Genomic DNA, 21,358 nt, shown 5'->3' on the forward strand with positions numbered 1-21,358 from the left:
TCGGGCCGCTGTTAGATGGTGTGGCCGTCGAGCCCGTCCGCACCGATGTTGCCCGGGCCGCCGTCGGTACCGCCCGGTGGGGTGCCGTGGCCGCCGTGGCCACCGCCGCCGCCGGTTCCGCCGGTGCCGCCGGCGGCGCCGTCACCATTGCCGCCGTCGCCGCCGACGCCACCGTCGCCGCCGTCGCCGCCGTCGCCGCCGTTGCCGCCGCCGGAGGCCTTGCCGCCGGTTCCGCCGGTCCCGCCGACCCCACCCATTCCGCCGCCGCCACCGGCCTGGCCGGGCGTGGCGCCGCTGCCGCCGGTGCCACCGGATCCGCCGGTGCCACCCTGGCCGCCGGTGCCGCCGTTGCCGCTGCCCGACGCGGTCCCGCCGGTGCCGCCGGAACCGCCGGCACCGCCGGCGCCGCCTGCCTGGCCGGGCGCACCGGCAGCGCCGCTGCCGCCTTGGCCGCCTTGACCTCCGGGGCCGGCATTGCCGCTGTAGTAGCCGGTGCCGCCGGTGCCGCCGAGCCCGCCTTCGCCGCCGACGCCGGCACCGCCCACGGTGCCGGCGCTACCCGCGCCGGTTCCGGGTTGGCCGCCGCCGCCGCCGCTGCCGCCGTTGCCTCCCAAGCCGCCGGCCGCGCCGGCGTAGGTGCTGCCGCTGTAGCCGCCGTAACCACCCTTGCCGCCCTGGCCGCCTTCGCCACCGCCGCCGCCGTTGCCGTTGGCGGCGCCGACACCGGCCGCGCCGCCGGTGCCCCCGACACCGCCCTGGCCGCCGGCACCGCCGGCGTACCCGGCTGTTTCGTTGCCGCTGCCGCCGTAGCCGCCGGTGCCGCCGATGCCGCCCTGCCCCCCATTGCCGGCGGCACTGCCACCGGGACCGGGGGCGCCGCCGGTGCCGCCGGTGCCGCCGGTGCCGCCGGCGTAGCCCGGCGTTCCGATGCCGGTGTCGCCGTAGCCGCCCGGACCACCGATACCGCCGTCGCCGCCGTTGCCGCCGATGCCGCCAGGCCCTGGGGCGCCGCCGGTGCCGCCGGTGCCGCCGATGCCGCCCATGGCGCCGGCCGATTCGCGGCCGGTGCCGCCGTAGCCGCCGCCACCGCCGACGCCGCCGGTGCCGCCGTTGCCGCCGAGACCCGGATTTCCGCCGGTGCCCGGGTTGCCGCCGGTGCCGCCGGTGCCGCCGGGCCCGCCCGCGAAGCCCGTTTCCTGGTAGTCGCCCGGGCCGCCGTAGCCGCCACCGCCGCCGACGCCGCCCACGCCGCCGTTGCCGGCGGTTCCGCCGGGGCCGCTGTCGCCGCCGGTGCCGCCGGTGCCGCCGGAGCCGCCAGCGGCGCCAGGCTGCTCGAGTCTGCCGGCGCCGCCGAAGCCGCCACCGCCACCGCTGCCGCCGGTGCCGCCGGTGCCCCAGCTGTTGGGCACCCCAGCGCCGGACAGGCCACCGGCACCGGCCTTGCCGCCGGTCCCGCCGGTCCCGCCGATGCCACCCGGTCCGGTTTCGCCGTTGCCGCCGTAACCGCCGTCGCCGCCGTAGCCGCCGTCACCGCCGTAGCCGCCGTAGTTGCCGGACCCTGAGATGGCGTCAGCGCCGGTGCCGCCCGCCCCGCCGGCGCCGCCGGTGCCCCCGAGGCCGGCGATACCGGCGACGCCGTTGCCGTGCCCCGGCCAGCCGCCTGCACCGCCCATGCCGCCGTCGCCGCCGTAGCCGCCGTTGCCGCCGCCGCTGCCGGTGTCGGGGGTGCCGCTGCCGCCGTCACCGCCCGCGCCGCCGGTACCGCCGGCGCCGCCGGCGCCGTTGGTGCCGCCGGGCAGACTGTTGCCGCCGTTGCCGGCGTCACCGCCGTAGCCGCCGGCACCGCCCATGTGACCGGAGCCGATCTTGCCGTCGGCGCCGCTGCCGCCGGCGCCGCCGGCGCCCCCGGTGCCGCCGATGCCGCCGCTGCCGCCGGTGCCGCCCTTGCCGGCGATACCGGCGACGCCGCCGGTGCCGCCTTTACCGCCGTTGCCGCCGTTGCCGGCACCGGAGCCGGTGTCGGCGGCGCCACTGCCGCCCTCGCCACCGGCTCCGCCGACGCCGCCGTCGCCGCCGTCGCCATTGCTGCCGCCGGGGCCGGTGTCGCCGCCGGACCCGCCCTGACCGCCGGCCCCGCCGTTGGTGCCGTTGCCGCCGGTGCCGGCCACGGCGCTGGCCCCGGCCCCACCGGCGCCCCCGATGCCGCCCGCACCGCCATTGCCGTAGCCGCCGGCCGAGCCGCCGTACCCGCCGACGCCGGCGGCCCCGCCCGCGCCGGCGTTGCCACCGTTGCCGGCGAAGCCGCCCGCGCCGGCACCGCCACCGTTGTCTGCCGCACCGGCGCCGCCGGCGCCGCCGACCCCGCCATTGCCGCCCTGCCCGCCACTGCCATTGATGCCGAGAGCGCCGGCGTTGCCGCCGGCGCCGGCGTCCCCGCCGCTGCCGCCATGACCGCCGTAGCCGCCGTTGGCGGCGAGACCACCGCCCGGCTGGCCGGCCGCGCCCACACCGCCGCCACCACCGGTGCCGCCGGAACCGCCGCCACCCCCGTGGCCGAACAGCCCGGCGCTGCCGCCGATGCCGCCGTGACCACCCGTCCCGCCGATTCCGCCGTCCTGGGTAGCCGAACCTGTCCCGCCGATCCCGCCGGCTCCGCCGATCCCGCCGGCCCCACCTTGACCGAACAACCCCGCGGTGCCACCGGCCCCACCGTCGCCGCCCACACCGCCTGCGGCACCGATCAAACCGGTGATACCTGCGCCGCCGGCGCCACCCGTCCCGCCCGTGCCGAACAGGAACCCGGCGCCGCCGCCGGCGCCGCCCGTCCCGCCGGGTCCGCCTTGGCCGCCGATGCCGCCGTTGCCGATCAAGCCGGCGGATCCACCGGCGCCGCCGACTGCTCCCAGGTTGGTGCTCGCCCCGCCGTTGCCGCCGTTGCCGTACAGGAGTCCGCCGGGCCCGCCGGGGGTTCCCACGCCGTTGACGGTGGTCCCGTTGGCGCCGTTGCCGATCAGCGGGCGACCCAGCAGCGCCTGGGTGGGCGCGTTGACCACTCCCAGCAGGACGTCTGCCACGGTGGCGGCTTCGGCGGAAACGTACGAATTCGCGCCCGCCAGCAGGGTGTTGGTGAACTGGTCGTGGAATGCCGCCGCCTGCCCGGCCACTACCTGGTAGTTCTTCGCGTACTGGGAAAACAACGTCGCGATGGCGGTCGATACCTCGTCAGCCGCAGCGCTGGCCACATTCGTCGTCGTGGCGGCCGCCGCCGCATTCCCGTTGGCCAGCAACGCGCCGATACCGTGCACATCGGCGGCCACCGAGGCCATGATTTCCGGTGAGACCAGGACATACGTCATCGGGCACCTCGCTGTACTCACGAAAACCATCGCCCGGCATTCGCGAAGCGATGGATTGCCCGATGCTATCGCCACAAATCCGGGTTGTGGCTCGAACGGGGGTGGCTACCCGCAGACCGCGCCGCCGGCTGCGGAGCCGACCAGCTTGACGTACTTGGCCAGTACGCCGGTCTGGTAGCGCGGCGGCGGGGGAGCGAAATCCTGTTGCCGGTCCGCGAATTCGTCCGCGTCGGCGAGCACGTCGAGGGTGCGGCTGGTGACGTCGAGCCGGATCCGGTCGCCGTCGCGCAGGAAGGCGATCGGCCCCGCGTCGACGGCTTCGGGCGCGATGTGGCCGACGCACAGGCCGGTGGTACCACCCGAGAACCGGCCGTCGGTCAGCAACAGCACGTCCTTACCCAGTCCCGCGCCTTTGATGGCCCCGGTGATGGCGAGCATCTCCCGCATCCCGGGCCCGCCCTTGGGCCCCTCGTACCGGATGACCACCGCGTCGCCCCCAGTGATGGTGCCGTCCTCAAGCGCATCCAGTGCAGCTCGTTCGCCGTCGAAAACCCTTGCCACGCCTTCGAATACCTCGGAGTCGAAACCGGCCGTCTTGACCACCGCACCCTCCGGCGCCAGCGATCCACGCAGAATGGTGATCCCTCCGGTCGGGTGGATGGGGTTGCTCAGCGCGCGCAGGACCTTGCCGTCCGGGTCCGGCGGGGCAATGGCGGCCAGGTTCTCCGCCACGGTCTGTCCGGTCACGGTCAGGCAATCGCCGTGCAGCAGACCGGCATCCAGCAGGGCCTTCATGACCACCGGCACCCCGCCGATGTGGTCGACGTGGGACATCACGTGCCGGCCGAACGGCTTGACATCGGCCAGGTGCGGCACCTTTGAGCCGATCCGGTTGAAGTCGTCCAGCGCCAGCTCGACGCCGGCTTCGTGGGCGATGGCCAGCAGGTGCAGCACGGCATTGGTCGAGCCGCCGAACGCCATCACCACCGCGATCGCGTTCTCGAAGGCTTCTCTGGTGAGGATGTCGCGGGCGGTGATGCCGCGGCGCAGCAGTTCGACGACGGCCTGCCCGCTGCGGCGTGCGAACCCGTCGCGGCGACGGTCGGTGGCCGGCGGCGCCGCGCTGCCCGGCAACGACATTCCCAGCGCCTCGGCGGCGCTGGCCATGGTGTTGGCGGTGTACATGCCGCCGCACGCGCCCTCGCCGGGGCAGATCGCGCGCTCGATGGCGTCGACGTCCTCCCGGCTCATCAGTCCGCGCGCGCACGCGCCGACGGCTTCGAAGGCGTCGATGATGGTGACCTCCCGCTCGCTGCCGTCGGAGAGCTTGGCCAACCCCGGCAGAATCGAGCCCGCGTAGAGGAACACCGCCGCCAGGTCCAGGCGCGCGGCGGCCATCAGCATCCCGGGCAGCGACTTGTCGCAGCCGGCCAGCAGCACCGAGCCGTCCAGCCGCTCGGCCTGCATCACGGTCTCGACGCTGTCGGCGATTACCTCGCGCGACACCAGCGAAAAGTGCATCCCCTCGTGTCCCATCGAAATGCCGTCGGACACCGAGATCGTCCCGAACTCAAGGGGATAGCCGCCCGCGGCGAACACCCCCTCCTTGACCGCCTTGGCCAACCGGTCCAGCGACAGGTTGCACGGCGTGATCTCGTTCCACGACGATGCGACCCCGATCTGCGGCTTGGCGAAGTCTTCGTCCCCCATGCCTACTGCCCGCAACATGCCGCGGGCAGCGGCCTTCTCCAGGCCGTCGGTGACGTCACGACTACGGGGCTTGATGTCGGCTTCGGGCATCGTCCAAGTATGCTCGTGGCACCCTACCTCATACCCCGCTAGGGTATGAGGTAGCATCCAGGATTACGGCAGCCCGATCGGAGATTTCCGCAGAGCTGGGACGTCCGATCGTTGGGAGAATGATGACAACCGACTACGGCTATTCGCAGCAGAAGGACAATTACGCCAAACGGCTGCGGCGCATCGAGGGCCAGGTGCGCGGAATCGCGCGCATGATCGAAGAGGACAAGTACTGCATCGATATCCTCACCCAGATCAGCGCCATCAACAGTGCCCTGCGATCGGTGGCGCTGAACCTGCTCGACGAGCACCTCAACCATTGCGTCACCCGTGCCGTTGCCGAGGGCGGCACCGAAGCGGACAGTAAGCTCGCCGAAGCCTCCGCGGCCATCGCACGGCTCGTTCGTTCCTGAGCAGGTGGTGGTCGCGCGGGCGTGTTGACCCGCAATTGGTGTGAAGGCGCCGCGGCGGTGCGTACGGTGAGTGCAGCGTGATCGTCGCGACGCACCACCGCGGTGCGTGGGCGATGCGCGAACGCCGATAGATGTCACCGCCATGACTGCCGACACCCGAACCGTTGCCCCCGCCGCCGGACCGTGGACACCGCGGATCGCCGCGCAGCTGGCCGTGCTGGCCGCCGCGGCCTTCACTTATGTCACCGCGGAGATCCTGCCGGTGGGTGCCCTGTCGGCGATTGCCCGGAACCTGAACATCAGCATCGTCCTGGTGGGGACCCTGTTGTCCTGGTATGCCCTGGTCGCGGCTCTGACGACGGTTCCGTTGGTGCGCTGGACGGCGCACTGGCCGCGTCGCCGGACCCTGGTGGTTGCCCTGGTTTGTCTGACCGTTTCCCAGCTGATCTCGGCGCTGGCGCCCAACTTCGCGGTGTTGGCCGCCGGGCGGGTGCTCTGTGCGGTCACCCACGGTCTGCTGTGGTCGGTGATCGCCCCGATCGCCACCCGCCTGGTGCCGGCCAGCCACGCCGGACGCGCCACCACCTCGATCTACGTCGGAACCAGCCTGGCGCTGGTGGTGGGCAGTCCCCTGACGGCCGTCATGAGCCTGATGTGGGGCTGGCGGCTGGCAGCGGTGTGCGTGACCGTTGCGGCTGCCGTCGTGACCGTGGCGGCCCGGCTGCTGTTGCCCGAACTCGTGCTCAGCGCGGACCAGCTACAGCACGTGGGTCCGCGATCGCGCCACCACCGCAATCGGGCGCTGATAATCGTCAGCCTGATCACCATGATCGGCGTCACCGGCCATTTCGTCTCGTACACCTACATCGTGGTGGTCATCCGGCAAGTCGTCGGGGTGCACGGGCCGAGCCAGGCGTGGCTGCTGGCGGCCTACGGTGTCGCCGGAGTGATCGCGGTGGCTCTGGTGGCGCGCCCGCTGGACCGCCGGCCGAAGGGCGCGGTGATTTTCTGTGTCGCCGGCCTGACCGTTGCATTCGTCGTGCTGACGGGGCTGGCTTTCGGCGGTGACCGCGCGCCGGTGACGACGTTGGTCGTCGGGACCGGGGCGATCGTGCTGTGGGGAGCGGCGGCCACCGCCGTGTCGCCGATGCTGCAATCCGCGGCGATGCGCAGCGGGGCAGACGACCCCGACGGGGCATCCGGGCTGTATGTGACGGCGTTTCAGCTGGGGATCATGGCCGGCTCGCTGGCGGGTGGATTGCTGTACGAGCGGAGTGTGGCGTTGATGCTCACCGCATCGGCGATCTTGATGGGTGTCGCGCTGGTGGCGGTATCGGCGGTCCGGCGTGTCTTCGAGGCCGCGGATGACGCGGCTTCCAACACCGGCAGGGCAACTTCACACCCTAACTAACACCGCAGGTCAGCGGTGTGAATTGGGTGGCTGGTGTGGGGCCGGACGGCTTCGGGGCCGGAAAGTAGCCGCTGTGCTATGCCACACTGGGGGCCAGGACGTGACGGGAGGGATGACATATGTCGCGCTGGACCAGGGCCCGCAGCAGGGGCAGCAGGGTCAGAAGGCTCAGAAGGGTCAGCCTCTTCGCCGCGGTGAACGTAGCGGGGGTGGTTTCGGTGTTGCTGCTCGGTGCCGGTCCGGCCCTCGCGGACCCGGATCAGGTGCCCGGCGACCCGGATGTGGTTGCACCTGCCGAGCCTGCCGACCCGGCGGCTCCCGCACCCGACCCGCTGGCCCTGCCGCCGGCCGACCCGCTTGCGCCGCCGCCGCCGGACCCGCTGGCGATACCGGTGGCGGCCGGCCCCGTCGCCGGGCAGGATCCCACACCGTTCGTCGGCGATCCGCCATTCCGGCCGCCGACATTCAACCCGGTCAACGGCGCGATGGTCGGGGTGGCCAAGCCGATCATCATCAACTTCCAGGTGCCCATCGCCGACCGTCCGATGGCCGAAAGTGCCATCCACATTTCGTCGATCCCGCCGGTGCCCGGCAAGTTCTACTGGATGAGTCCGACCCAAGTGCGGTGGCGCCCGCTCCAGTTCTGGCCGGCCAACACGGCGGTCAACATCGATGCGGCCGGCACCAGGTCGAGCTTTCGCACCGGTGACGCGCTGGTGGCCACCGCCGACGACGCCACCCACCAGATGACGATCACCCGCAACGGCGTTGTGCAGCAGACGTTCCCGATGTCGATGGGGATGTCGGCCGGTAACCACCAAACCCCCAACGGCACGTACTACGTCCTGGAGAAGTTCCCGACGGTGGTGATGGACTCCTCGACGTACGGGGTCCCGGTGAACTCGGCCCAGGGCTACAAGGTGACCGTTTCCGACGCCGTCCGCATCGACAACAGCGGCAATTTCGTGCACAGCGCGCCGTGGTCGGTGGGTGATCAGGGCAAGCGCAATGTCAGCCACGGCTGCATCAACCTCAGTCCCACCAACGCCAAGTGGTTCTACGACAACTTCGGCAGCGGGGACCCGGTGGTCGTGAAGAACTCCGTGGGGACCTACAACAAGAACGACGGCGCTCAGGACTGGCAGATCTAACCGTGTTTGTTGCGTCCTGAGCGGGCGCGATCATGCCGTGCAGGTAGGCGCCGGTCACGTCGTACCGGATCAGTGGCGCAAATCCGTAGTCATTAACTTGATTATCATGAGTCATGACGATCCTGGACGATGCTAGTCTTGCCCCATGACCGGCCCCCCGTCAGGCATTACCGCTTTGGATGAGCGCATTGCATTCCTGCTCTCACAGCTGGGGTCGTACAGCGACGGGGAGTTCCACCGCCGGCTGGCTCCCAGTGGCGTGGAACCGAGAGCCTACGCGGTCCTGATGGCACTGGCAGCCGACGACGGCCAATCTCAACGTCAGTTGTCGGCCCGGCTGGGCATCCATCGCAACGTCATGGTGACCGTCATCGACGAACTCGAACGCAAGCGCCTGGTCAAGCGCCTGCGACACCCCGAGGACCGGCGCGCATTCGCGATAACCCTGACCGATAAGGCCCGCCGCCTGCTCCCGGCCCTCGATGAATCCGGGCAAGCGCTCGACGAGGAGATGTCTGCGCCGCTGTCGCTGGTTGAACGTGACACCCTGCGAAAACTGTTGCGGCGGATGGCTGCCGGTGCCGGACTCATCCCCGGAGTTCATCCTCGAATGTCTGAGCGCGGTTAACCGGTAGGCGGTTCACCGGTCGGTTGCGCGTCGCAACCGTTGCGCCGCTACCAGTTCCACACGGACGGATCGTCCGGTGGGTATTGACCGCAGATGTCGGTGGTGTGCGCAGCGACGCCCTTGTTGTTGAAGAACAGCTTGGCATGGTTGGGCCACGCCAAGGTCAGGGGATCGGCGAAGTGTGTCACGAATTGCTCCGAATAAGCTCGCCGGTCGGCGACACCGAGCCCGTAGAACCAGTGCATCTGGTGTCGAGTCGCCTCCTGAATCTCAGCCGAGTGATTGTGGTAATCGATCATGTACCGCTGGTAGTAGACGGGTTCCACGTCGCGGGCGGCCGCCATGATCTGCTCGGCCGTGCACGTCGTAACAATCATTCGGTGCGGTATCGGATAGTCGTCGGTACCGTCGGCCGACGCGGTACCGGGCGCAGCTGCCAACCCGGCACTCACGGCAAGCGCGGCCACGGTTGCGCGAATACCCGCGCCGGGGCAGTTGCGACGAAATCCGGATGTCCATGAAAGGTCCTCTCCTGCTTGCGATCTGCAAGCACGGCCCGCGCTTTGGGATGACGCACACCAGGTGCCCGATGTGGGCAGGAGGTGCCGGCGGCACCCAGGAATTACCAGGCCTGAGCGCCGCTGGTGCCCCAGGAAGGTTCTCATTCGGCTGGGACTGGTTGCAGTGCAACCGGATTCGGCCGCGCTGGTGCCGGTAGGGGTGCGACGTGTCCAGGCCGGCTTCGAACCTGCAGCGGCCACCAGAACCAACGTCCGAGCACCGCGGCGATGGAGGGCGTCATCAGGGAGCGCACCACCAAGGTGTCGAACAGCAATCCCAGGCCGATCGTGGTGCCGCCCTGCCCGATTGCGCGTAGTTCGCTGGTCGCCATGGCGGCCATGGTGACGGCGAACACCAGGCCGGCGGCCGTGACGACGCCTCCGGTGGCCCCCATGGATCTGACGATCCCGGTTTTCAGTCCAGCGGTGATTTCCTCTTTGAACCGTGACACGACCAATAGGTTGTAGTCGGATCCGACTGCAAGCAGCACGATGACCGAAAACGCCATTGTCATCCAGTGCAATTCGATACCCAGGATGTATTGCCACAGCAGTACGGACAGACCAAAGGAGGCACCGAGTGACAACACCACCGTGCCGATGATCACGAACGAGGCAAAGAGGGCACGGGTGATCACCAACATGACGATGAAGATCAGCGTTATCGCGGCCGTCGCTGCGATCATCAGGTCCCATTTCGCGCCGGTCTGGATATCTTTGTAGGTTGCGGCGGTGCCGCCAAGGTAGAACTTGGCACCGGCCAGCGGCGTTCCTTTCACGGCTTCGTGTGCTGCCTGGAGTTCGGCATCGACATGCGAAATTCCCTCTGGTGTAGCGGGATCTGTGTCGTGCGTGATGATGATGCGAGCCGACTTGTTGTCGGGCGACACCATCAGTTTGAGGCCGCGTTGGAAATCGGGATTCTGAAAAGCCTCCGGTGGCAGGTAGAAGAAGTCGTCGTTCTTTGCCGCGTCGAAGGCTTGGCCCATGGCGGTCGCGGTGTTGGTCATGCGCTCGATCTGCGTGATCATCCCGTCGAAACTGCTGTACATGGTCAACAGGGTGGTCTGCATGCTCTTGGACACGACGATCATCGGCGGCAGCTGATCGAGCAGCTGCGGCAGCACCGCGTCCATGTTCTTCAGGTCGTCCAGCAACAAATCCAGGTTGTCGGTGAGTTTGTCGACGCCGTCCAGGCCGTCAAACACCGATCTCATCGCCCAGCAAATTGGTATGTTGAAACAATGCTGCTCCCAGTAGAAGTAGCTGCGGAGCGGCCTGAAGAAATCGTCGAAATCGGCGAGGTGATCCCTCATCTCGTCGGTTGTCGCTTTCATTTCCTCGGTATCGGCCACCATATGATGCGTGGTGTCGCTGAGTTGGCGCATCAGATCCATCATGCGTTCCATCGCGGCGACCATGACGCCGAAGTCGTCGCTCATCTTCTTCATGTCTGCCATGCGATCTTTCAAGAATTGCAGGTTTTCGGTGGTGGATACCGACTGCATACTGATCTGGAAAGGGATCGAGCTGTGTTCGATGGGGGTTCCCAGGGGCCTGGTAATGCTCTGCACACGGGCGATGCCCGGAACGCGGAATATGTTCTTGGCGATTCTGTCCAGGACCAGCATGTCGCTCGGATTCCGCAAGTCGTGGTCGGTTTCCACCAGCAACATGTCCGGGTTCATGCGGGCTGCGGTAAAGTGCCGCTCCGCGGCCGCGTACCCGATATTGGTGGGCAGACTGGCGGGGATGTAGCGGCGGTCGTTGTAGTTCGTGCGATATCCGGGCAGGGCGAGTAAGCCGACGAGGGCGACGGCGATTGCCCCGGCGAGAATGGGCACCGGCCACCGAACGACCGCGGTGCCGACCCGGCGCCATCCCCGGGTGTTGATCGTTCGTTTAGGGTCGAGCAGACCGAGCCGGCTGCCCGCGGTCAGAACAGCCGGCCCCAGCGTGAGCGATGCCGCGATGACCACGGCCAGACCGATGGCGCTGGGTATGCCCATGGAACTGAAGTAGTTCAGTCGGGTGAAGTGCAGGCACAGCATGGCCCCCGCGACCGTCAGGCCCGAACCCAGGATCACATGGGCGATACCGCGATACGCGGTGTAGTAGGCGGTCTCGCGATCCTCGCCTGCCTGGCGGGCCTCGTGGTATCGGCCGACGAGAAATATTGCGTAGTCGGTGCCGGCTGCGATGGCCAACGAGGTGAGCAGGCTGGTGGCGAAGGTGGACAGCCCCAGCATGCCGGCGTTTCCGATGACCGCGACAACCCCTCGCGCAGCACACATTTCGATCACCACCACCAGCAGCACGGGCAACAGGTTCCCGACGGACCGATACACGATGAGCAGCATGACGGTGATGACCACGAGTGTGATCACGGTGATCTTCACCATGCTCTTCTCGCCGGCATCGGTCAGGTCGGTGGTGAGCGGCGCCTGCCCGGTGACGTAGGCCCGCACCCCGGCCGGTGGATGGGAACGGGCGACGATATCCCGGACCGCCTCGACCGACTCGTTGCCCAACGGCTGGCCCACGTCACCGGCCAGGTTCAACTGGACATAGGCGGACTTCCCGTCGGCGCTCTGCGACCCCGCCGCGGTGATCAGGTCCCCCCAGTAGTTCTGCACGTGCTGCACGTGTTTGGTGTCCTGCTCCAGTTGCCGCACCAGGCCGTCGTAGTAGTCATGTGCGGCGCCACCCATCGGTGCGTCGCCTTCCAGGACGATCATTGCGGCGCTGTCGGAATCGTATTCACCGAATACAGCGCCCATGCGTTTCATTGCGATCGACGACGGCGCATCGTGGGGCGTCAACGACACCGAGTGGTGCCTGCCCACGATTTCCAGCTGGGGGACAACAGTATTCGTTACGGCGGCCAGTGCCAGCCAGAACACAATGATCGGCACCGACAGCAACCGAATGGCCCGTGCCAGGACGGGGCGTTCGGAATGCCGATTGCTCATGCGGACTTCACCAGGCAGAAGGTCTGGGCATTGACTTCGGTGGCGTACTGCTGCTCCTTGATTTCGCCGTTCACGCTGATGCGACATCCGATGGCGTTGCTGTCGCCCTGGGCAACGAGATTGGCGAACACTGCCGGGATGGTCGTGGTGAACGTGTGCGTCCACGGCAGCATAGTGAAGCGAGCCTGCTGCGGCGCCGCGTTCTCGTCCAGGTAGCTGATGCTTCCGGTAGTCCCTGGCGGGCCGACAACCTCGTAGCGAACCTGCTTCGGGTTGAACGGGACGATCTCGTCGGCGTGGCCGTTGCTGATTGCCGAAAAGCCGGCCGCGCCGAAGATCCCGTGGAGTCGGTAGACGGTGAATCCGCTGGTCGCGACCGTTAGCGAGACGACCAAGGGTATCCACAACCGTTTCAGCGCGCTAAGAATAGCAGTCATCTGGTTCATCCTCCTTGTCGAGGCAATCGGTTGGTTGCGCGAGATTCACGAATTCGGTTCATGCGCTGTGCATTTCTGGTGCTGCGTGCGTCAGCAGGCCCATCGCCCGATCGATGGCGGCGGGCGCCTGCTGCGGCAGCATGGGCCCGGCCGTCGGCCGATGTACAAGCGTGGCGCCGGGAATGGCGCCAGTAGATCACGGGCATGAGCCGGTGGGTGAGCACATCGGCTCCACCGCTGACCGCGAACGTCCGGGCAGTGATCGTGTGCAGCGTCTGGGACTGGGCATAGGCACGCAGGGCGGGCGGTACGAGTCGGGATGGGGATCTGACTAGGGGAGGTGTGCGCTGAGCAGCCAGCCGGGAACCGACTTGCGTCCGTTTGGTTCGTCGCGCAGGTCACCGAGCGGCAGTGCGGAGAAGCTTTCCGGCAGATTGCCATGCAGGCGAGCCGGTTTGATCTCGTCGATTGCCCAGTACCTGCCGACCAGCTCGCGCAGTTCGTCTTCGGTGACGGCGTTGGCCGGGCCTTCGGGCATACTCGCGCGGTCGAACACCAAAACGAAGTACGACGCTCCCGGCGCGGCGGCGCGCACGACCGATTGCAGATAACCCTCGCGCGCCTCGACCGGAAGCGAGTGAAACAGCGTGCTGTCGACAATGGTGCCGAACCGGCCTTCCGACCCGGGTGGGTAGCCGGTGAAGTCGCTGATGTCGGCGACGGCGAATGTGGCGTTGCTCAGCCCGCGTTTGGCGGCCTCGGCCCTGGCCAATTCGATGGCCGTCGGCGACAAGTCGAGTCCGACTGTGGTGTAGCCGAGTTCGGCCAGCTGCAGCGAGATCGCCGCCTCGCCGCATCCGGCGTCGAGGACGTCGCCGTGGAATTTGCCCTGCTCGATCAGCGCGGCTAGTTCGGGTTGCGGTTCGCCGATGCTCCACGGCGGTTTGGGTCCGGACCCCAGGCTGGGCACCTCACCGCGGTATGCGGATTCGAACGTGAAATCTCCTGGTGCGGTCATGATTATCCTCCTTGCGATCTGGTGAACAGCTCCCGATGGTCGGCGACCCAGGCGGCGAATGATTGAGCCGGGCGGCCCAAGATGTTCTCGACCTCACGCGTTACCGCAGCCGGCCCGTCAACGGTGGCCGAGAGAAACCCGATGTAGGCGTCCGCAAATCCCGGTGAAAACCCCAGTGCGACAAACTTATTCCGCACCTGTTCGGGCGGGACCTCCTGATAACGCAGGCGGCGATGCACAACGCTGCCGATCTCCGCCACCAGCTCCGCGTTGGTGAATGATTGCGGGCCGGTCAACGCAATCCTGCGGCCGACCAGCCTGTCGGTGAGCAACGCCTGCGCCGCCACCGCCGAGATGTCCTCCTCGACAATGGGTGCACAGGACGCGGCGGCGTACGGCCCCCTGACCACATCACCGGCCTGTAGCTGGGTGGACCACATGCCGACCAGGTTCGACACAAACATCGTCGGCCGCAGGCTCACCCATTCCAGGCCGGAGTCGACGGCCAGTTGCTCGACCTCCTGGTTGCGGTCTCCGCGAAAGCGTGACGGCTGCACCGAGAAGTCGTCGTCGGCGTTGATCGCCGAGAGCACCACCAGTCGCGTCACCCCTTCGTCGCGGGCGCGGTCCACGACCGCGACAAGGTGATCGCCGAGGGCGCGGGAGTTGAGGAACACCGCGTCGGCCCCACGCAGCCCATCCGCGGCCGAGGTCAGCACCGCTACGCCGGCCGGAAGGCCCGCGCTGTCGGGGTGGCGGCTCACCGCTCGCACGGTGACACCGGCGTCGGCAAGTGCGGTGACGAGAGGACGCCCGACATTGCCCGTGGCGCCGGTGACCAGAATCGTTGTCATGATGTCGTCCTTCGCATTTGGAAACGGGGCGCCGTTGTCACCACGGTCAGCAGCACAAACGCCAGGGTGGCGGCGGTGGTGCGCGCAGCATGGGCGAGCTGCCAGCGGTCGCGCACGCCCGACCAGTCGCTCGGCGGCACCAGCACCGACCAACCTTGTTGCGCGTTGTTGATCGGGACGCTGACTGCTGCGCTGATCGCAGTCGCCGTCAGTAGCATCAGCAGCGCCACCAGCACCCACCGGCCGCCGCGGCCACGTCGCCGAACCATATACAGCGTCAACGCCGTTGCGGCCGCGATCGCGGGCACCAGCAGCACTGCGGCAAGGCCGCCAAGCCGGTCGAGCTCGATCAGCCGGACCTGGGCGTACACCGACGCCCCGGCACCACGCAAACTGCTTTCGAGGACCGCCACCGTGATCAGGAAACCGGCGAAAAGTCCGCTGAAGAGCACCGCGAGGTAAGCCGACGCTGACTCAAGCAGCCCTGGCGCTTTTCGATTCGAGGCACCGGCAGTGTCGGTGTCGTTGCGCGGGAAGGAGATATCGGATGAGGCCGACATGGCTTTGCCCCCTTGGTTTCAGGCACGTTCGGCGCCGGTCCGGCGCGTCGGTAGGTCAGCGGGGCGGGGTGCGTTGCCCGACGAGGCCTCCCGACGAATCATCTGCCACACACTCGGAGTGTCCTCGGTGGTCGAGACAACGACGGTTTTGCCCACCGCGGACGAATCAGCGGTCAGCGCCACCAGATAGTCCGCCAGATCGACGCGAGCGGTGAACGCGCCGACGGGTTCGATATCGCCGGACAGGTAGTGGGTTGGTGCGGGAAGGTCGAACAGACCCGAGGGGCGGACAATGGTCCAGTCGAGCCTGCTGCCGCGCACGATGCTTTCCATGCGCCGGATGTCGTCATACACCGTCTTGCCGATAGTCCGGGTGATGATCGGCTCGATCAGCCGAATTGAGATCGGTGCCGCACGGCGCCGGCTCGGGTGCGCCGCGGTGGAGCTGACCACGATCAGGCGTGGCACGCCAGCGCCGCGCATCGCGTCCACGATGGCGCGGGTGCCGACCGAGTACGTGTCAACCCGCTCACGGGTGAACGACACCCCCAGCACCGAGACGACGGCATCTGCGCCTCGCACAATCAGGCTGACCGCGGCCGCGTCCCGCGCATCGGCGCCGGCCACGGTCAACCCGTGCCCAGCGATCGGAAATTCGCGAGGGCGGCGGGTCACGGCGGTGACGCGGTGCCCCGCCGCCAATGCCAGAGCGGTCACGAGACGACCCGTCTGGCCGTTCGCCCCGAAGATCACCAGATTCATTAGGCCTCCCCTAGAATCACTGTCAGTGATCATCACGTTATATGACTATCCTGAGGATGCTAATAGTGTGTGACGTGCATCACGGTGGCAATCTGATCGGCACACTTCGCCCACGAGTCGACAGCCTCTCCGCCGCGGGGTCACGGTAACAACGAACAGGTTAGGATTGTCACAGGACGTGATGGTATATCGAGGTGATCGGGAAACCGCTTCGCTATGACGAGCTTTCGGTGCAGGAAGTGAACGAGCGAATGGTTTCCCAAGGAATGCCCATGGCATTTGTGACGGCCCTGATGGTTCGGCATTCCCGCGAGGTCGGGCGGGCGCTTGTGACCAGCGAGGCCGGGCAGATTCTCGGCTGCCCTGCGAAGACGTACGCCGACTGGGTCAATGACCATGTGGAACTCTTCGTGGACTGACGCCGCAGCCAAGCTCTCAGGAAATCGTTCGTTGCAAAGCCGGCAGCACTGCGTCTGCTCGAGGGTTCCATTCGACGGCGGTTATGTATATCATCATACATATGCCTGGCCCCCGTGAACGGATGGTCGTGTCTGCGGCCTTGCTGATCCGCGAGCGTGGCGCACGCGCCACGGCCATCGCCGATGTGCTACAGCACAGCGGCGCGCCGCGCGGGTCGGCCTACCACTACTTCCCGGGCGGGCGGACCCAGTTGCTGTGCGAGGCCGTCGACTACGCCGGTGAGCACGTCGCGGCCATCATCACCGAGCCGCGCGACAGCCTCGAACTGCTGGACACGCTGATCGGCAAGTACCGCGAGCAGTTGCTCGCCAGCGACTTTCGCGCGGGCTGCCCCATCGCGGCGGTGGCGGTCGAAGCCGGCGAGGGCCCCGACAGCGAGCGGATGACCCCGGTGATCGAGCATGCGGCGGCGGTGTTCGACCGCTGGTCAGCACTGATCGCGCAGCGCTTCGTCGGCGACGGCATACCTGCCGGCCGGGCCAACGAACTAGCGGTATTTGCCACATCGGCTCTGGAAGGCGCGCTGCTGCTGGCCCGGGTACGGCGTGACCTGACGCCGCTCGAATCGGTTCACCGCCAGTTGCACCACCTGCTACTGGCCGAGCTGCCGGAAGGGAAACCTCGATGACCACCACGGATTGGCAGCCCACGGCCTGCATCCTCTGCGAATGCAACTGCGGCATCGTGGTGCAGGTAGCAGACCGCAAACTGGCCCGCATCCGCGGCGACAAAGCGCATCCGGCGTCGCAGGGCTACACCTGCAACAAGGCGCTGCGCTTGGATCACTACCAGAACAACCGCAGTCGGCTGACGTCGCCGCTGCGCCGCCGATCCGACGGAACCTACGAGGAAATCGACTGGGACACCGCGATTGTCGAAATCGCCGACGGGTTCAAGCGGATCCGTGACGTCCACGGCGGCGACAAGATCTTCTATTACGGCGGCGGCGGGCAGGGCAATCATCTCGGCGGTGCCTACAGCGGCGCATTCCTGAAGGCGTTGGGCGCGCGCTACCGGTCAAATGCCCTGGCGCAGGAAAAGACCGGAGAAGCATGGATCGATTGGCAGCTATATGGCGGCCACACGCGCGGCGAATTCGAGTACGCCGAGGTATCGGTGTTCGTCGGCAAGAATCCGTGGATGTCGCAGAGCTTCCCGCGGGCTCGAGTGGTGCTCAACGACATCGCGAAAGACCCCGCCCGGTCGATGATCGTGATCGATCCCGTCGTCACCGACACGGCCAAGATGGCAGACTTTCATCTTCGGGTGCGGCCCGGCACCGACGCCTGGTGCATGGCGGCACTAGCGGCTGTTCTGGTTCAGGAAAACCTTTGTGACGAGGCGTTTCTCAGGGAACACGTGCACGGCGCCGACGCCGTGCGCGCCGTACTGCGGGAGGTTCCCGTCGCCGACTACGCGCAACGTTGCGGAGTGGACGAGGAATTGTTGCGAGCGGCGGCCCGGCGGATCGGCACCGCGGGCAGCGTCTCGGTGTTCGAGGACCTCGGAGTCCAGCAGGCGCCCAACAGCACCCTGTGTTCGTACTTGAACAAGATGCTGTGGATCCTCACCGGCAACTTCGCGAAACAGGGTGGCCAGCACCTGCATTCGTCGTTCGCGCCATTGTTCAGCGCGGTATCCGGACGCACGCCGGTCACCGGCGCTCCCATCATCGCCGGACTGGTTCCGGGCAATGTCGTGCCGGAAGAGATCCTGACCGATCATCCGGACCGGTTCCGCGCTATGATCGTCGAAAGCGCTAATCCTGCTCATTCCCTTGCTGATTCGGCAGCTTGCAGGGAGGCGTTCGCAACGTTGGAGCTACTGGTGGTCGTCGACGTCGCGATGACCGAAACCGCCCGGCTGGCTCATTACGTGCTGCCGGCGTCGTCGCAGTTCGAGAAGGTCGAAGCGACCTTCTTCAACTTTGAGTTCCCGCACAACGCGGTGCACCTGCGCCACCCGATACTGGAACCGCTTTCGGGAACGTTGCCGGAGCCGGAAATCTGGTCACGGTTGGTACGCGCGTTGGATGTTGTCGACGACGCGGATCTGCGGCCGCTTCGCGAGGCGGCGCAGCAAGGTCGCCAGGCGTACACCCAAGCTTTTCTTACCGCGGTGGCGACCAATCCGACTGTGGCCAAACTGCTTCCCTACGTGCTCTACGAAACCCTCGGCCCGACACTACCGGACGGGCTGGCGGGAGCGGCTGCCCTGTGGGGACTTGCCCAGAAGACCGCGATGACCTATCCCGACGCCGTCCGGCGCGCCGGGCACGCTGACGGCAACGCCTTGTTCGACGCGATCCTGTCCGGACGTTCCGGGGTCACCTTCACCGCGCACAACTACCCGGACGACTTCGCGTTGATCAGCCACGCCGACCACAAGATCGCCCTGGAAATCCCCGAAATGCTCGACGAGATAAGATCATTGGCCCGCGCTTCGGGGGCTTTGACGACGCCCGAGTTGCCGATCGTGCTGTCCGTGGGCGAGCGCCGCGCCTACACCGCCAACGACATCTTCCGCGACCCGTCCTGGCGCAAACGCGACGCCGACGGGGCGCTTCGGGTCAGTGTCGAAGACGCCCAAGTCCTCGGACTGGTCGACGGTGGCCGAGCCCGCATCACCACCGCGGCTGGCAGCGCGGAGGCGACTGTCGAGATCACCGAGACGATGCTGCCCGGACATGCCGCCCTGCCCAACGGCTTTGGCCTGGACTACACCGACGACGACGGCCGGCTACGCACCCCGGGCGTCGCCCCGAACACGCTGACCTCGACACAGTGGCGTGACCCCTATGCCGGCACACCGTGGCACAAACATGTGCCGGCGCGCATCGAGCCCTGCCCAGCTGGGGGTACCACCCGCTTGCGGGGGAACACAGAATCGCGTGTCTAGCCGCCAGATGATGCGATTCTGTGTCTGCTCGCGGGGAAGAACGTGACCTAACTCCAGATGCGGACCCGCTGTTGCGGCGCTAAATACAGGGCATGGTCCTCGGTGACGTCGAATGCCTCGTAGAAAGCGTCGATGTTGCGCACCACGCCGTTGCACCGGAACTCCGGCGGGGAATGCGGATCGACGGCCAGCCGCCGGATCGCCTCAGCCTCACGCGCTTTGGTGCACCACACCTGGGCCCACCCGAAGAACACCCGCTGCACACCGGTAAGGCCGTCGATGACCGGAGCGGGCTCGCCGTTCAGGGATAGCTGGTAGGCCAGCAGCGCAATGGACAGCCCACCCAGATCGCCGATGTTCTCCCCGACGGTGAACGCACCGTTCACATGGTGGCCGGCATCGAGATCTCGCGGCGTGTACGTCTCGTACTGCTCGATCAATGCCTTTGTGCGGGTAGCGAATTCGGCGCGGTCGTCGTCGGTCCACCAGTCGACCAGGTTGCCATCGCCGTCGTACTTGGCCCCCTGGTCGTCGAAGCCGTGCCCGATCTCGTGCCCGATCACAGCGCCGATGCCACCGTAGTTGGCGGCGTCGTCGGCTTCGGCATCGAAGAACGGCGGTTGCAGAATGGCTGCCGGGAAAACGATTTCGTTCATCCCAGGGTTGTAGTAGGCGTTGACCGTCTGGGGTGTCATGAACCACTCGTCGCGGTCGACCGGGCCGCCGAGCTTGGCCAGCTCGCGGTCGTGGTTGACCGCGTAGCCGCGCCGGAAGTTGCCGTAGAGGTCGTTACGGTCGATCACCAGCTTGGAGTAGTCCTTCCACTTCACCGGGTAACCGACCTTGGCGGTGAACTTGCCGAGCTTGGCCAGTGCTCGCTGCCGGGTCTGCGGGGTCATCCACTCCAACTCGCCGATGCTGACCCGGTACGCCTCCTGCAGGTTGGCTACCAGCTCGTCGATGCGGGCCTTGGCGCCCGGAGGGAAATACCTTTGCACATAAAGCTTTCCGACTGCATCGCCGATCAGTGTCTCGACCAGGGCCACGCCGCGCTTCCAGCGCTCGCGGATCTGCTGGGCGCCGGTCAGCCTGCGGCCGTAGAACTCGAAGTCCTGATCGACCAGATCGCGGGTCAGCCAGGGGGCCCGGGAACGGATCAATCGCCAACGCGCCCAACACTTCCAGTCGTCGAGGTCTTCGCTGTCCCACAGGGCCGCGAAGGCGTGCAGATAATCGGGCTGGCGCACCACCAATTCCGCGAGAGACTGCGGCGTGCTGCCCATCCCGGTGACCCAGCCCTCCCAGTCGAAGCCGGCGCCCTCGACCTGCAGGTCGGCGAAGGTGCGCAGGTTGTAGGTGAGCTCGGCGTCACGGCGCTTGACCACGTCCCAATGGGCGGCCGCCACCTTGCTCTCCAGCGCCACGATGCGGGCCGCGACAGCGGCGTGGGCGGCCCGGTCCTCGGGGGTGTCGCCGTACACCAAGCTGAACATCCGCGCGATGTGGCCGGGGTAGGCGGCCAGCACCGCGGCGTGCCGTTCGTCGCGGTAGTAGGACTCGTCGGGCAGGCCGATGCCGGACTGGGAGAAGTGCAGCAGGTAACGCGTGGAGTCCTTGGAGTCGGTGTCCACATAGAATCCGATGCCACCGCCCATGCCGGTGCGTTGCAGGGCGCCGATGACCGCGGCCAAGGAGGCGCGGTCGGCGGCGCCGTCGATGGTGGCCAGCTCGTCGTGCAGTGGTTGCAGACCGCGGCGTTCGACGGCGTCCTCGTCGATGAAGCTGGCGTACAGGTCGCCGATGCGTTGCTCGTCGCCGCCGGTCGCGGCACCTGTTGCGCAGGCTTGGCTTGCTTCGACGATCAGATCGCGCACCTGCTCTTCGGCGCGGTCGAACAGCTGCCGGAAGGCGCCGTCGATCGCCCGGTCCGCAGGTATCTGGTGTTCCTTGAGCCAGCGGCCGTTGACATGGCCGAACAGGTCGTCTTGGGGGCGGGCATCGGCGTCGACGTAGCTCAGGTCGATACCGGAGCGGATGGCCTCTACTGTCACCCCGCCA

Annotated in this window: 17 protein-coding genes; 7 read left to right on the forward strand and 10 right to left on the reverse strand. The window is 67.5% G+C overall.

Annotated features, from left to right (window positions below; translation table 11 throughout):
- Positions 1–11 precede the first annotated feature (11 nt).
- Both MKAN_RS15600 and ilvD read right to left on the reverse strand, forming a co-directional pair.
- Positions 12–3,356 carry a PE family protein gene (locus tag MKAN_RS15600; RefSeq protein ID WP_023369631.1) on the reverse strand — a complete coding sequence of 1,115 codons (3,345 nt, stop codon included), beginning with the start codon at positions 3,354–3,356 and terminating at the stop codon, positions 12–14.
- Positions 3,357–3,461: 105 nt separating this feature from the next.
- A complete protein-coding gene (gene ilvD, locus MKAN_RS15605) occupies positions 3,462–5,156 on the reverse strand; it encodes a dihydroxy-acid dehydratase (RefSeq protein ID WP_023369633.1) in 1,695 nt (564 codons plus the stop codon).
- 122 nt (positions 5,157–5,278) lie between these two features.
- On the opposite strand from ilvD, the gene ricR reads away from it, so the two are divergent.
- From ricR to MKAN_RS15625, 4 genes are all read left to right on the forward strand, one after another.
- The gene (gene ricR / locus MKAN_RS15610) at positions 5,279–5,569 is read left to right on the forward strand and encodes a copper-sensing transcriptional repressor RicR (RefSeq protein ID WP_036395929.1); all 291 of its coding nucleotides are present in this window, start codon (positions 5,279–5,281) and stop codon (positions 5,567–5,569) included.
- Between the two features lie 142 nt (positions 5,570–5,711).
- Positions 5,712–6,980 carry an MFS transporter gene (locus MKAN_RS15615; protein ID WP_036395926.1) on the forward strand — a complete coding sequence of 423 codons (1,269 nt, stop codon included), beginning with the start codon at positions 5,712–5,714 and terminating at the stop codon, positions 6,978–6,980.
- A gap of 119 nt (positions 6,981–7,099) precedes the next feature.
- Positions 7,100–8,131, forward strand: a complete 1,032-nt coding sequence (locus tag MKAN_RS15620; RefSeq protein WP_036395882.1) for a L,D-transpeptidase — start codon at positions 7,100–7,102, stop codon at positions 8,129–8,131.
- A 145-nt stretch (positions 8,132–8,276) separates the two neighbouring features.
- Positions 8,277–8,759: a MarR family winged helix-turn-helix transcriptional regulator gene (locus MKAN_RS15625; RefSeq protein ID WP_023369641.1), complete on the forward strand. Its 483-nt coding sequence runs from the start codon at positions 8,277–8,279 to the stop codon at positions 8,757–8,759.
- Positions 8,760–8,806: 47 nt separating this feature from the next.
- On the opposite strand, the gene MKAN_RS15630 is transcribed toward MKAN_RS15625, so the two are convergent.
- The 7 genes from MKAN_RS15630 to MKAN_RS15660 form a co-directional block, all read right to left on the reverse strand.
- Entirely contained in the window at positions 8,807–9,226 is a 420-nt protein-coding gene (locus tag MKAN_RS15630) for a DUF5078 domain-containing protein (protein WP_023369643.1), read from the reverse strand.
- A 194-nt stretch (positions 9,227–9,420) separates the two neighbouring features.
- On the reverse strand, positions 9,421–12,291 hold the full coding sequence (locus MKAN_RS15635; protein ID WP_023369645.1) for an MMPL/RND family transporter: 2,871 nt from the start codon (positions 12,289–12,291) through the stop codon (positions 9,421–9,423).
- Positions 12,288–12,728, reverse strand: a complete 441-nt coding sequence (locus MKAN_RS15640) for an MmpS family transport accessory protein (RefSeq protein ID WP_036395919.1) — start codon at positions 12,726–12,728, stop codon at positions 12,288–12,290. The genes MKAN_RS15635 and MKAN_RS15640 overlap by 4 nt, the downstream gene beginning before the upstream one ends.
- A 331-nt stretch (positions 12,729–13,059) precedes the next feature.
- Complete coding sequence (locus MKAN_RS15645; RefSeq protein ID WP_023369649.1) at positions 13,060–13,746, reverse strand: class I SAM-dependent methyltransferase; 687 nt, start codon at positions 13,744–13,746, stop codon at positions 13,060–13,062.
- 2 nt (positions 13,747–13,748) lie between these two features.
- Entirely contained in the window at positions 13,749–14,600 is an 852-nt protein-coding gene (locus tag MKAN_RS15650; protein ID WP_023369651.1) for an NAD(P)H-binding protein, read from the reverse strand.
- A complete protein-coding gene (locus tag MKAN_RS15655) occupies positions 14,597–15,160 on the reverse strand; it encodes an anthrone oxygenase family protein (RefSeq protein WP_023369653.1) in 564 nt (187 codons plus the stop codon). The genes MKAN_RS15650 and MKAN_RS15655 overlap by 4 nt, the downstream gene beginning before the upstream one ends.
- Positions 15,161–15,178: 18 nt before the next feature.
- Positions 15,179–15,922, reverse strand: a complete 744-nt coding sequence (locus MKAN_RS15660; protein WP_023369655.1) for an NAD(P)-dependent oxidoreductase — start codon at positions 15,920–15,922, stop codon at positions 15,179–15,181.
- 272 nt (positions 15,923–16,194) lie between these two features.
- Here MKAN_RS15660 and MKAN_RS15665 point away from each other — a divergent pair, with 272 nt between their 5' ends.
- The 3 genes from MKAN_RS15665 (at position 16,195) to MKAN_RS15675 (ending at position 19,300) form a co-directional block, all read left to right on the forward strand.
- Entirely contained in the window at positions 16,195–16,341 is a 147-nt protein-coding gene (locus MKAN_RS15665) for a hypothetical protein (protein WP_155254704.1), read from the forward strand.
- Between the two features lie 101 nt (positions 16,342–16,442).
- Complete coding sequence (locus MKAN_RS15670; protein ID WP_036395915.1) at positions 16,443–17,030, forward strand: TetR/AcrR family transcriptional regulator; 588 nt, start codon at positions 16,443–16,445, stop codon at positions 17,028–17,030.
- Positions 17,027–19,300, forward strand: a complete 2,274-nt coding sequence (locus tag MKAN_RS15675) for a molybdopterin-dependent oxidoreductase (protein WP_023369661.1) — start codon at positions 17,027–17,029, stop codon at positions 19,298–19,300. The genes MKAN_RS15670 and MKAN_RS15675 overlap by 4 nt, the downstream gene beginning before the upstream one ends.
- Before the next feature lie 47 nt (positions 19,301–19,347).
- On the opposite strand, the gene MKAN_RS15680 is transcribed toward MKAN_RS15675, so the two are convergent.
- Positions 19,348–21,351, reverse strand: coding sequence for a M13 family metallopeptidase (locus MKAN_RS15680; protein WP_036395913.1), 2,004 nt, complete (start codon positions 21,349–21,351; stop codon positions 19,348–19,350).
- Positions 21,352–21,358: the final 7 nt, after the last annotated feature.

This window comes from Mycobacterium kansasii ATCC 12478, assembly GCF_000157895.3.
Classification (GTDB): domain Bacteria; phylum Actinomycetota; class Actinomycetes; order Mycobacteriales; family Mycobacteriaceae; genus Mycobacterium; species Mycobacterium kansasii.